Source organism: Actinomadura spongiicola (assembly GCF_003432485.1).
In the GTDB taxonomy this organism is placed as follows: domain Bacteria; phylum Actinomycetota; class Actinomycetes; order Streptosporangiales; family Streptosporangiaceae; genus Spirillospora; species Spirillospora spongiicola.
Genome location: NZ_QVNQ01000001.1, coordinates 485,766 through 497,452, shown reverse-complemented (window position 1 = coordinate 497,452; position 11,687 = coordinate 485,766). Strand labels below are relative to the sequence as shown.

Sequence of the window (11,687 nt, the reverse complement as noted above, 5' to 3'; positions counted from 1 at the left end):
ATTGTTAAGGCCGCACGGCCATGGACAGAGATGTCGCCGAATTGCAACAAACGATATGCCGGAATTTGACATGACTGCCGATCCATGCGGCATTTCCGCAGGTCAGCCCTGGTTAGCCCGCTATTACCCCGCGGCCACACCGGCAGGCGCGCACCACACTCCACACATCAGCGCCCTACCAGCACTCCATTTAAGCTAGGCATTAAATCGCAAAATGTCTAGACCTAAATCCACACCAACCAAGATCAACAGCCGCAGGCCCGCGCCACCCACACCCCACAAGTCACATCAGCCCCAGAAGAAACTCCCCCCGGAACCTCCGTCCGGACCCCCCGGACGCCTGCCCTACCTCCGCCGGCACACCCGGCACCCAACGCACCCACACTCGGGGACCAAGACGTCCCACCACACCACCCAGCACATGCGCTGAGGCGTGTTTCAGGACGCTCGCCCGACGGCTCACGCCGCTGCTGGCCGTCAGTGAACTCGACGTCCCTTCGCAGAGCGCCCCATCACGCCCACATCTCAGGGCGGACGGCGGCGCTCCGCTGGGCGTTGCCGTCCGCCGCGCGGGGGCTGCCGTCGCCGCATCAGCTCAGCCCGACGCCTGCGCGACACGGCCGGGGTCCGCCCCCAACCACCAGCGCGCCGCCAACCCACAGCAGCGTCCCGACACTGCATGTCCTAGTTGCCCGCCCTGGCACACCGTCGACCGCCCCACCCTCATCCAAGCTAGGACGTCCTAGACCACACCCCCGCCACGCACCAAGGCTCTGTCTCAAGTGCCGTAGGAGCGCTCGCCTTGCCGCAGCGAATCCGACGCTCCTTCGCAAAGTGTCCCCATATGCCCACTCCCGCGCCTGCTCGGACGCTGACGCATGACTGAAGGCCAACCTTGAGACACCCCTGGGCTCCCACCTACTGTCGCGCTCGCAGCCAAGGGCCTCACGTCCCTGGCCCCGCACCGCCTGCGGTACTCCCCAGCCCCCGATCACTGACGCAACACCCATCCATCAATCTGCGGCAGTTCGGAGATCGAGGCGGTGGCATTGCCTCGTTTTGCAGGACGTCACGATGAAGGCCCTGTCGCGGGTGCGGCAGGGCCTTCGTCGAAATCGGGCGCGTCAGATGGTCGCCTCGGCTTCGGCCGGCCAGCTCATCCGTATCTGGACCCCCTTGGGCGTCGCGGCGATCTCCACATCGTCGGCGAGCCCGGCGATGACGGCCAGGCCGAGTTCGGCGGCGTCCTCGCCAAAGCCGTACTCGAACTCCGCCGCGTCCGGGGCCGTCGGCAGGCCGCCCGCCGGGTCGTCGCCGGGGACGGTGTCGCTGACGGTCACCTCGAACCGGCGGTCGGCGCCGCTCAGTTCCAGGCGGACGGGCTCGTCGGGGCAGTGCCGGCGATGTGTCTCCACCGCACGCGAGCACGCCTCCCCGACCGCGAGCCTGACCTCGTCCAGCAGTGACTCCGCGACACCGCTGCGGCGGGCCACGGCGGTCACGATCAGCCGGGCGGTCCGGACATGGACGGGCAGCGCGCTGAAGGACAGTTCGACGGTCGACATCTCAGCCGCGGGCCGCCTACTTGGCGCCCTTACGCTTCTCCTCGGCCTCGGCGATCGAGTCGTGGATGCCGAAGACCTTGGTCAGACCCGTGATCCGGAAGATCTTGAGGATGCGCTCCTGGGTGCACACCAGTTCCAGCGAGCCGTCGTGGGCGCGCACCCGCTTCAGCCCGCCGACGAGGACACCGAGGCCGGTGGAGTCGAGGAACTCCACCTTCTCCATGTCCACGAGCAGGTGGAACTTGCCCTTGTTGACCAGGTCGATGAGCTTCTCGCGAAGCTTCGGCGCCGTGTAGACGTCGATCTCGCCCTCCACGTTGATGACGGTCAGGCCATCGTCGGTGGTGTAGTCGTTCACCTTCAGGTCCACAGATCCATCCTCCAGCGCGCCGTGCAGCACTATCCGATCTCGAATTCCGGCCCCCCGGGGAGGTGACCGGCCATCGAGACTTCGCCGTGATTCAACCACGCTCCAGCACCCGGCACGCACGTTATCGTCCACACGGACGTAAGTTCGCGTCGTCCCGCCTGACCTGCTGATCTCATGGGCAGGATAGGGGGAACCAAGCCACCGGCGCCGGGGCGTTCCCGTTGTTTTGCCCCGGCTGGCAAACTGAAAACCTGATGGGCGCCCAAAGAACCTCAACCCCTCTCGACCGGCTGCTGGCCGACCCCACGCGACGCGACCGCATCACCCACGTCGAGGACGTTCCCGCACGTCAGGGCCGTCACGCCGAATGGCCCGCCTGGTCGACGCCGCTTTTGCTGCAGCGGCTCGCCGCGGCGGGCATCGACGCTCCCTGGGAGCACCAGGCCATCGCGGCCGACCACGCCCACGCGGGACGCTCTGTGATCATCGCCACAGGGACCGCGTCCGGTAAATCGCTCGCCTACCTGCTGCCTTCCGTCGCGGCGATCTACACCGAGGACGACAATCCCCGGTACGAGGGGACGGTCCTCTACCTGTCGCCGACCAAGGCGCTCGCCGCCGACCAGTTGCGCGCGCTCCGCTCGCTGCGGCTCACGCGGGTGCGGGCGGCGACATACGACGGCGACACCCCGCAGGACGAGCGGACCTGGATCCGGCAGCACGCCAACTATGTGCTGACGAACCCGGACATGTTGCATCGGTCGATCCTGCCCGGCCACGCCCGCTGGTCATCGTTCCTGCGCCGCCTCCGGTACGTCATCGTCGACGAGGCCCACGGCTACCGTGGCGTCTTCGGATCGCACGTCGCGCAGGTCCTGCGCCGGTTGCGCCGGTTGTGCGGCCGCTATCACGCGGACCCGACGTTCATCCTCGCCTCGGCCACCACGTCCGAGCCGGCGACCACCGCGTCCCGCCTCACCGGCCTCGACGTCGTCGCCGTCGAAGACGACGCCTCGCCACGCGGCCCCGCGACGTTCGCGCTCTGGGAGCCGCCCCTGACCGAGCTGCGCGGCGAGCGCGGCGCCCCCGTCCGCCGCACCGCCACGGCCGAGGCGGGAGACCTTCTGGCCGACCTCGTCGTCGAGGGCGTCCAGACGCTGGCGTTCGTTCGTTCCAGACGCGGGGCGGAATCGGTCGCACTGAGCGCCAAACGCGCCCTGCGTGAAGTCGAACCCGCCCTGGCCGAACAGGTCGCCGCCTACCGCGCCGGGTATCTCCCGGAGGAGCGGCGCGCCCTCGAAGCCGCCCTGCGTTCCCGCTCGCTCATCGGCTTGGCGAGCACCAACGCCCTCGAACTCGGCGTGGACGTCTCCGGGCTGGACGCCGTCGTCGTCTGCGGGTGGCCCGGTACTCGCGCGTCACTGTGGCAACAGGCCGGACGTGCGGGACGCTCCGGACAGTCGTCGCTTTCCATACTGGTGGCCCGGGACGATCCGCTCGACACGTTCCTCGTCCACCATCCCGAGGCGATCTTCGGGACCCCGGTGGAGGCGACCGTCCTCGACCCCGACAACCCGTACGTCCTGGAACCCCACCTTTGTTCGGCGGCGTCCGAGATGCCGCTGACCGAGGACGATCTACCCCTGTTCGGCCCGGCCACCGCCGATCTGCTGCCCGACCTCGTCCGCCGGGGCTTCCTCCGCCGCCGTCCAGCGGGCTGGTACTGGACGCGCCGCGAGAAGGCCTCCGCCCTGGCGGACATCCGAGGCGCAGGGGGCGAACCCATCCAGGTCGTCGAGATGGGTACGGGACGCCTCCTCGGCACCGTGGACGAAGCGTCCGCGCACACCACCGTCCACGACGGCGCGGTCTACATCCACCAGGGCGACTCGTTCATCGTCCAGACGCTCGACCTGGACGATTCCGTCGCTCTCGTTGAATCAGCCGACCCCGACTACTCCACCACCGCCCGCGACGTCACCGACATCACCATCATCGAACAGCTCCGCTCCATCTCTTGGGGCGACGCGACCCTCTCCTTCGGCACGGTGGAAGTCACCCGCCAGGTCGTCGCCTACCAGATGCGTCGCCTGCAAACGGGCGAGATGCTCGGCGAGAAACCCCTCGACCTCCCACCCCGCACCCTGCGCACCCGCGCCGTCTGGTGGACACTGTCCGACGCGCAGATCTCCGACCTCGACCTCGACCTCCCCGGCGCCGCCCACGCCGCCGAGCACGCCGCCATCGGCCTGCTCCCCCTCTTCGCCACCTGCGACCGCTGGGACATCGGAGGCGTCTCCACGGCCGTCCACCCGGACACCGGCCTCCTCACCGTCTTCGTTTACGACGGCCACGAGGGCGGAGCGGGCTTCGCCGAACGCGGCTACGCCAACGCCCCGTCCTGGCTACACGCCACCCGCGACGCGATCGCCTCCTGCGAGTGCGACACAGGCTGCCCGTCCTGTATCCAGTCACCCAAATGCGGCAACGGCAACGACCCCCTGGACAAACACGGCGCCCTGAACCTCCTGGCCATCCTCCTCGCCGAGGCCCCCACCCCTCCGCACTGACACAAACCCTCACCCGCACCAACCCCGGCCACGCACAACGAAGGCCGACCCACACCAGCAAGACTCCGTCTCACCCCTGACGCGAAAGCGCACCCACACAAACGCACCCCACCACCCAGGCGCACCGACCAAGACCCGGACCGGCGGCGAAAGAAGACTGTTCAACCAGCCAGACCACCAACGGGCAACCCGCGCCACCTAGACAACGCCCCAGACCCGACCCAGAAGCGCACCCACGCGAACGCCATCCACCGCCCACCGACACGTACGGCGATGGGCCCTACCTAGGCAGCGTCTCAACATGACCAGCGGACACGCGCCGGCGTCCGAGCGGACGACGGGACGCAAGCACTCTCTGAACCACGTCGAGTTCGCTGCGGCGTAGGCTCTTAGGCGAGCGCTCTGACGGCACTCTGAGCCACGCCCTAACCGCCTGTCCGATCCACACGCAACGCGTCGAGCATCCGAGCCAGGGGCGGCCAGACCTCGACAAGGCCGCTCCCCGGGTCACCGGACGCGGCCAGCCACAGCGCCGCCTCGTTCATCGCCCCCGACAGGAGATGTGTCAACGGAGCGACCGGCTGCGCCCCGATCACACCCTCCGCGATCAACTCGCCGAGCGCGTCTGCGAGGTGGTGGGCCGAGCCGGACTCGTCCATCGCCCGCCACTCGTTCCAGCCCAGCACCGCCGGACCGTCGACGAGCATGATCCGCTGGACGTCCGGGGCCGTGCTGGCGGTGAGGAACGCCCGGCAACCGGCCGTGAAGCGCGTCCACGGGTCGTCTTCGCCGTCGGCGGTGTGCGCCACCGTCCGGGCCACCTCTTGCTGCACCTGCTCCAGGACGGCTCGAAACAGGTCCGCCTTGCCCTGAAACAGGTGGTACAGCGCACCCTTGGTGACCCCGGCCGCGCCGACGATCTCCGCGAGGCTCACCTCGCCGTATCCCCGTGTGGCGAACAGTCGCCTGCTCTCGCGCAGCAGCAACTCACGCGTCCGCTCCCGCTGCTGAACCCTGACGTTCACGCGCCCTCCTTGACATACCGCCGGTATGTCAGCGTATCTTCACATACCAACGGTACGCGAAAAGGAGAGACCATGCGACTGACGAGCTTCTACCCGGTGATCGGCACGACCCGCCTCCGGGAATCACACCGCTTCTACACCGAACTGTTCGGCTTCGAGACCACGTTCGAGGCCGACTGGTATGTGAGCCTGCGCCTTCCAGGGCCGTCCCCCTACGAACTGGCCCTGCTCGACCCCACCCACCCGACGGTGCCTGAGGGCTACCGCGTCCCCGTCCAGGGACTCCTGCTGAACTTTGAGGTGGAGGACGTCGACGCCGAATGGGAACGGCTCGTCCTCCAGGGAGGCCTGCACCCGGAACTCCGCCTACGCGACGAGGACTTCGGGCAGCGCCACTTCATCGTCGCCGACCCCAACGGGGTCCTCATCGACGTCATCACACCCATCGCCCCGACGGACTCCTACGAGGCCCAGTACCTGACCACGTGACCCCCACGGGTCAGGTCGAAGCAACCCGCTGGGCCGGCACCGCCGCCTGCTCTTCCATCCCGCGCCGCGCCTGGGCCAGCGCCTGCTGCAACTTCCGCCGCTCCAGCTCCAGCGTCTCCAAGGACTCCTGGTGCTCGTCCCGCAGATCCCTCAACTCCCGCCGCATGCTGATCGCGCGCTTGAATCCCAGCGCCGCGATCATCACCCCGACCATGAGAACGATCGCCAGCACGGCCCCGGCGGTGAACACATGCCACTGTTCTGTGATCCCCGGAATCTCGCTACCGAACATGGTCATCTGGGCTCCGCCCGAGTTGTCCAGCACCACCGCGACGCCCGCCGCAACAGCGGCGAACACCACGATCAGCCCCAAGAACATCATGCGGAGGGTCTCCTCTCCATCAGGCCCTTTCTTTCGTCCCGGTCGGGACGGGGCCGAAGTCTCGGACGATAGGCATGCATTGCCGGACGATCCGGGCGATCCGACTGGCAAGGCAGCCTAGACCCCGACGCGCCGTCAGACCAGACCACCCAGAACCAACCGCACCGCCCCACACCACTCACGCCCACCAAAAAGCACAGGCCACCACCCCCAACATGCTGATCATCTGAGTTGCAGGCGTTCCGGAGGCCAAGCGTCGTCCTGAGTTGTACCGATCCCACACCTGACGAAATTCGGCCGCGGCGAATTCCCGTGAGATCCCCTCAACCAGCGAACGGCGCGAGTACCTGCAAGAGCACGACCCGACGCTGCCGATGACCAGGACGCACCCGATCTCATCGCATTGGCGGACCCGGCGACGCGCAATCGCATGCACGATCCCCGAACCTGCCGACCAGCTCGGTAACCGCGAGCGACGCGGCTCGACCGGCGGCCACCCGCCCGGTTTCGATCCTGAGGACTACAAGGCACGGCACGCCGTCGAGTGCGGCATCAACCGGCTCAAACGCCACCGGGCCGTGGCGACCGGGTACGACAAGCTCGTCGTCAGATTCGAGGCCACCGTCTTGATCGCGATGATCAACGATTGGCTACGACCGGTGTGGGCCGACCTGCGATGGTGGGATGTTCCGCGTACGGATCGACAACGGTGAGGGACGGGCTGATGGGGCAGGACTACTTCCCGTTGATGGCCGAAACCGAGAACGGCGAGTTCATCGGCGAGCCGTCCGAGGACGCTGTTTTCGGGCTGATCGTCGAGTTGGCCGGCCCGGACAACACCTTTGTCATCATCGAGCCCGACGAAGACGACCCCGCCTGGTTCGCCTCGGTATCCCTGCTCGATGACGGCCGGTACGAGGTCGAACTCCGCGACCCGACCCACCACCGGCACAAGCTCAGTACCGACACCAGCCCCGACAAGATCGCCAACGCCGTCACCCACTGGATCACCGAGACGGCCCGCGCCCACGCCAGACTGCGCAAATCCCAGCGTTAACGGACTCCTGAAACACGCCCTAGGTCGATGCCATCTCAGTGCTTCCGCGCATGCAATCTGTCGCCGCGCCTGCCTGACCCGCTCGCGACCGTTCTACCTCGCCTCCTCACCAGAAGCCGAGGTGGACCCGGCAACGCGAACGACCACACCAGCGGATCGCTCACCAGCACTCGCCGCACTCCCAACAGCCTTCACGTCCTTAAACGACAGGGTGTGGGCCACCGTGTCGCCGGAGCGTGAACCATTCAGGTTCTCGCCTCTTTCCTTAGCAGCGTCTCCGAGTTCGGCCGGTGCTGCCTTGGCGAGTGCTTCAGCGCGTGCGATCTCGCGCTGGGCCTGCCTGACCCGCTCGCGACCGGTCCCGCTGCGCGCCATGCGTGCTGCCGTGCCACTCCTGCTCACCCGGGCTTGAGCGACACGCGAACCGCGCGTCCACATCCCGAGGTGGGCGGCGACGATCAGCAGAATCAGCGCGATACCGATGTTCTTGGCCCATCGGAGGCGGTCAGTAGCCGCGACGTGCTGTGCCTCCGTCGCACCATTGGCGACCTGCGGCGCCGGATAGGCGACGCCGGGCGCCGCACCATCGGGCCGGGCGGACGGCAAGGTGACCGGCGACTGGTCGTTGAGCGGTGCCAACGGAGTGTCAACGCCAGGTAGTCGGCCCGAACCCGCAGACGACGAATCGCCCCCCTGCAACCTCGAACCACCGCTCACGGTGGCACTCGCAGTCGCGGTACCCGAATACAGCGACCCACCCTTGCCTGCGGAACGGCGTGCTCGAACACCCACGGACACCAAACCGCTCGACCGTGTCACCGAAAGCTTGGTGGAGCAGCTCGTTTCCTGGCAGAACGAGCCAACAGAACCGGACTTGGACGCGACACCGGAACCCGAAAGCGTGTAACCGGTCAGATCGTCCTCGGAGCCACGCTTCCAGCCCACGACAAGTTCGCGCCCGGACACCCGCGCCGAAACCCCAGATGGCACCGCCGGAGCTATGCGCACTTTGATGGTGTTGGAGTCGTAGATACGCCCGGTCTGCTTGCCTCTCAAGTAGACCGTGTACTCACCGTTCCGGCCGATGGGAAATGTGCCGGACAACTTGCCCGTGAGAACCCGCTCCTGCAGGAACTTGTTACCGATCCCGGGGCCCTCGACCCAGAGCTGCATCGTGAGCGCCAACTCAAAGCGTGCCGTGGCGCTCAATTCGGAGCCGCTAGTAATGACCGCGCCGTTCGCGGGGGTGATGACGCTCGGCGCAGCGGCCTGCGCAGGTGCGGCGGCGAACACCGGGACACCCATCGCAAGCAGAGCCGCCAACGCGACTGCACCGATCCTGCGCATGAAGGTCACGGCCTGATCCCTTCGACAACGTCCGGTTCGTTTCGTCCCGCCGAAGACCGGTGGGGACACGGTGTCGAGTGATGATTACGCGCTACGGCAGGGTAACGTACCACTGAGTAGCGGTGGCGAAGAGCGACAAAACGGTTTCATCTCGTCGACCTCATCGACACCCGATGCAACGATCTCCGCCAGACATTCGCACCGCAGGGCCGGCCCTCGCCCGTGACCCCACCGTCATGGCACCAAGGCCCATAGGCACCAGAACGTCCACCGTCACCGAGACCTCCACGTCCTCTCCCTGTACCTGGCAGCGCACCAACCGCGCCCCCGACTCGGCGGCAATGCTCTTCGCCCTCCCGCACGCACCCACCTGCCCTTCCATCACCCGTCCCGCGCCCGCCAACGCCGCCAAGTCAGCCGCCGCGTCCGCCCGATGCCGAGCAGCCCGCACTCCGCCGACCGCCACAGCGGCAACCCCACCGACCCAGATAACGGCAGCAAAAGCCACCACCCAGATCGTCCCCGACCCGCGGTCGGCCCCCCACCCAACCCTGCGCACGAACACCCCTACCTCACCTCCCATTCGGCCCCTTCGGACACTTCCCGGCCCGCCACCCACACGACCGCGAACAATCAGCGCCCACAAACAAACAACGATCACCAACCAGACCACTCACACATCGGCGCCCCGCCCCACACCAGCGCCCGCACGCCCCCACCGCTCCGGCCGACCGACCGACCACGAACGACCAGGCCCGGGCCTAACAACCGCCACCGAGCAGATCGGTCGCCCGTCGGGGCACCCACGGCCTGACCGCTCCGTTGCTCCAGCCACGCAACCTGAATGGCCAGCGCCTGCTCCTAACAACTGTCATAGAGCAGATCACTCAGCCACCGGCGCACCCGGCTCCACGGCAGCAGTCACCTGGCCATCGGCTCGACCCGCTTGGCCCTTTATGACCAGGGCCCCGTGTTCGGACAAAGGTCACCGAGCAGGTCGCTGACCCGTCTACGGGCTCGGGCCCGTGGCGGCGGACGCGTAAGTACACCCTGTTCCAGTCGACCGGCTATTAACGATCAGGACCACGGCCGAACAACCTCCTTAGAGCAGATCACTCGTCCTAAGCACTCGAACCCTCTGCGGCGGTCGCATGAACAGTCAGTGCTGGCGTCCGGACGACGGTTGTCGGGGTGGTCACTCGCTCGTTGAGGCGCCCGGTTCCGTGGCGGCGGTTGCGTGACCGTGGACGGTTAGAGCTGGGAGTTCTGCGGCCGCAGGTGCCCTGACGCGGGTGGAGACGTCCACTTGGACGGTGGCTTCGTCTCGGTGCACCCGCACTGTCGCTCCATCGGGGACGGCCTTCACCACGAGTTCGCGTACGGCGGTGAGGGATTCGCCTCTTGCCGCGGCGCGGGCACCGGTTCGGGCGGCATCCGTGCAGGTGAGTTGGACGGAGGCGACCCTCAGACCCCACAACGCGATCGCGGTGATCAGAACCAGGGTGGGGAGCGCCACGGCGATCTCCGCCGTGACCATCCCGCCGTCGCTCAACCGGCCAGATTGAGGGCCCTCTCGATGATCTGTGAGAGGAGGGACTTCACCTGCGAACTGGTCACGATCTTGAACAGGACACCGGCGAACGCGGCCGCGGCGATCGTGCCGACCGCGTATTCGGCGGTGGACATCCCGCGATCCTTGGTTACTCGGGAACAGCGTCGCACCGCCTTCTGTATGGCCCGCATAAGGGCTCCTTTCGCTTGTGGTTCTCCTCAGCTTGCTTCGGCGAGGGCTCGGCGGACGGAGAAACGTCGACCTGTGGATAACCCAGCTCATCTGGGGAGGAGGATCGTTGAGGCGATCCCGGCGATGGCCGGGACGACGCCGAGCAGCACGAAGGCGGGCAGGAAGCACAGGCCCAGTGGGGCAAGCGCGCGGATGCCCGCCGCTCGAGCTCTGGCAGCAGCGGCCGTCCGCGCCACCCGCCGTTGGTCTCGTGCGAGCCGACTTAGGGACGGCGCCAGCGACGCGCCAGTTGAGGCCGTGCGCCCCGCCGTCCGAGCCAGGGGAGCAAGCGCCGGTTCCTTCGCGAGCGCCCGCCAAGCGTCGGCAGGATCGGCCCCGAGCCGGATCTGGACGGAAACGGCGTTCAACTCGTCGCCGAGCGGGCCACCCACCGCATCCGCAACCGCGTCCACCGCCTCGTTCCAGGGAGCGCCACCGCGCAGACAAGCCGCCAACAGATCAACTGCCACGGGCAGGTCAGCGACGAGGCGCGCCCGCCTGCGTCTCCGTTCCGCACCCCCGAGGCGACCGAATGAGACCCAGACGCCGACCGCGGCCAGAACTCCGGTCGCGATGCCGAGCAGCCCGCCAAGCGTCGCCACACCCACGATTCCAGCCACGCCCGCTGCCGCGCGCCGGAGTAGAACATCACGATGCCCAGGGCGCTCGCCCGAAGAAGGCTCGGTCGCACGACTCGAGACCTGCTCATCGGCACCTTGAGGCCCCAGGCAAGCACCGGCGTTCCCCCGACCCCACGAGCCCCCCTGCTGGACGAGATGGGAACTCGAGGTTTCGGAACCCGAGGGTGTCCTCGGGAATTGGGCTGTGAGTCTCCGTGTGGCAGTGTTCGGCCACTTGGGAAAGAGGAAGCCCGCAGCCATCGCGCAGAGCACGGCCAACAAGATCGTCATGCGTCACCTGCTCGTCGAGGTCCGGTTGCTTCATCGTCGGGGTCTGTCTGTGGGTGGGGCTTTGGCAGCCCGTTTGGGGTCCGGCGATTTGGATGGGGTGGGAAGCGACGGGGCGGCGACGGTCGTGTGAGGCGATGTGTGGTGTTGCCGGGTCGCTTCGTCTGCGGTTGGGCCGGGGTGGTCCTGGG

At 67.6% G+C, this 11,687-nt stretch carries 13 protein-coding genes; 4 read left to right on the top strand and 9 right to left on the bottom strand.

Annotation, left to right across the window (positions count from 1 at the left end; all coding sequences use genetic code 11):
* Positions 1-1,124 precede the first annotated feature (1,124 nt).
* Together D0T12_RS02355 and D0T12_RS02350 are read right to left on the bottom strand one after the other, a co-directional pair.
* Positions 1,125-1,565: an ATP-binding protein gene (locus tag D0T12_RS02355; protein WP_117397561.1), complete on the bottom strand. Its 441-nt coding sequence runs from the start codon at positions 1,563-1,565 to the stop codon at positions 1,125-1,127.
* A gap of 16 nt (positions 1,566-1,581) precedes the next feature.
* Entirely contained in the window at positions 1,582-1,935 is a 354-nt protein-coding gene (locus D0T12_RS02350) for an STAS domain-containing protein (RefSeq protein ID WP_021597910.1), read from the bottom strand.
* 254 nt (positions 1,936-2,189) lie between these two features.
* Between D0T12_RS02350 and D0T12_RS02345 the strand changes: the two genes are divergently transcribed.
* Entirely contained in the window at positions 2,190-4,505 is a 2,316-nt protein-coding gene (locus D0T12_RS02345; protein ID WP_117397560.1) for a DEAD/DEAH box helicase, read from the top strand.
* Between the two features lie 425 nt (positions 4,506-4,930).
* Here the strand turns inward: D0T12_RS02345 and D0T12_RS02340 are convergent, their stop codons facing one another.
* Positions 4,931-5,530: a TetR/AcrR family transcriptional regulator gene (locus D0T12_RS02340; RefSeq protein WP_117397559.1), complete on the bottom strand. Its 600-nt coding sequence runs from the start codon at positions 5,528-5,530 to the stop codon at positions 4,931-4,933.
* A gap of 72 nt (positions 5,531-5,602) precedes the next feature.
* Here D0T12_RS02340 and D0T12_RS02335 point away from each other — a divergent pair, with 72 nt between their 5' ends.
* Positions 5,603-6,019 (top strand): VOC family protein, encoded by a 417-nt coding sequence (locus D0T12_RS02335; protein WP_117397558.1) that lies wholly within the window; start codon positions 5,603-5,605, stop codon positions 6,017-6,019.
* 10 nt (positions 6,020-6,029) lie between these two features.
* Here the strand turns inward: D0T12_RS02335 and D0T12_RS02330 are convergent, their stop codons facing one another.
* Complete coding sequence (locus D0T12_RS02330; RefSeq protein ID WP_117397557.1) at positions 6,030-6,401, bottom strand: hypothetical protein; 372 nt, start codon at positions 6,399-6,401, stop codon at positions 6,030-6,032.
* A gap of 374 nt (positions 6,402-6,775) precedes the next feature.
* On the opposite strand from D0T12_RS02330, the gene D0T12_RS02325 reads away from it, so the two are divergent.
* Together D0T12_RS02325 and D0T12_RS02320 are read left to right on the top strand one after the other, a co-directional pair.
* Positions 6,776-7,114 carry a transposase gene (locus D0T12_RS02325; RefSeq protein ID WP_199487243.1) on the top strand — a complete coding sequence of 113 codons (339 nt, stop codon included), beginning with the start codon at positions 6,776-6,778 and terminating at the stop codon, positions 7,112-7,114.
* Complete coding sequence (locus tag D0T12_RS02320; RefSeq protein WP_199487242.1) at positions 7,111-7,458, top strand: hypothetical protein; 348 nt, start codon at positions 7,111-7,113, stop codon at positions 7,456-7,458. The genes D0T12_RS02325 and D0T12_RS02320 overlap by 4 nt, the downstream gene beginning before the upstream one ends.
* 93 nt (positions 7,459-7,551) lie before the next feature.
* On the opposite strand, the gene D0T12_RS34700 is transcribed toward D0T12_RS02320, so the two are convergent.
* From D0T12_RS34700 to D0T12_RS36315, 5 genes are all read right to left on the bottom strand, one after another.
* A complete protein-coding gene (locus tag D0T12_RS34700) occupies positions 7,552-8,814 on the bottom strand; it encodes a hypothetical protein (protein ID WP_147339347.1) in 1,263 nt (420 codons plus the stop codon).
* 151 nt (positions 8,815-8,965) lie between these two features.
* Positions 8,966-9,388, bottom strand: a complete 423-nt coding sequence (locus D0T12_RS37285) for an Rv3654c family TadE-like protein (RefSeq protein WP_117397556.1) — start codon at positions 9,386-9,388, stop codon at positions 8,966-8,968.
* 612 nt (positions 9,389-10,000) lie between these two features.
* Entirely contained in the window at positions 10,001-10,357 is a 357-nt protein-coding gene (locus D0T12_RS02305) for a TadE family type IV pilus minor pilin (RefSeq protein ID WP_233525807.1), read from the bottom strand.
* Entirely contained in the window at positions 10,354-10,548 is a 195-nt protein-coding gene (locus tag D0T12_RS02300) for a DUF4244 domain-containing protein (RefSeq protein WP_117397553.1), read from the bottom strand. Before D0T12_RS02300 ends, D0T12_RS02305 begins: the two co-directional genes overlap by 4 nt.
* 87 nt (positions 10,549-10,635) lie before the next feature.
* On the bottom strand, positions 10,636-11,190 hold the full coding sequence (locus D0T12_RS36315) for a type II secretion system F family protein (RefSeq protein WP_233525806.1): 555 nt from the start codon (positions 11,188-11,190) through the stop codon (positions 10,636-10,638).
* Positions 11,191-11,687: the final 497 nt, after the last annotated feature.

Bases quoted from the DNA above. Each gene is read 5' to 3' on its own strand.
- D0T12_RS02355 (WP_117397561.1), bottom strand. From the start codon at position 1,565: ATGTCGACCGTCGAACTGTCCTTCAGCGCGCTGCCCGTCCATGTCCGG.
- D0T12_RS02345 (WP_117397560.1), top strand. From the start codon at position 2,190: ATGGGCGCCCAAAGAACCTCAACCCCTCTCGACCGGCTGCTGGCCGAC.
- D0T12_RS02335 (WP_117397558.1), top strand. From the start codon at position 5,603: ATGCGACTGACGAGCTTCTACCCGGTGATCGGCACGACCCGCCTCCGG.
- D0T12_RS02330 (WP_117397557.1), bottom strand. From the start codon at position 6,401: ATGATGTTCTTGGGGCTGATCGTGGTGTTCGCCGCTGTTGCGGCGGGC.
- D0T12_RS02325 (WP_199487243.1), top strand. From the start codon at position 6,776: ATGACCAGGACGCACCCGATCTCATCGCATTGGCGGACCCGGCGACGC.
- D0T12_RS37285 (WP_117397556.1), bottom strand. From the start codon at position 9,388: ATGGGAGGTGAGGTAGGGGTGTTCGTGCGCAGGGTTGGGTGGGGGGCC.
- D0T12_RS02300 (WP_117397553.1), bottom strand. From the start codon at position 10,548: ATGCGGGCCATACAGAAGGCGGTGCGACGCTGTTCCCGAGTAACCAAG.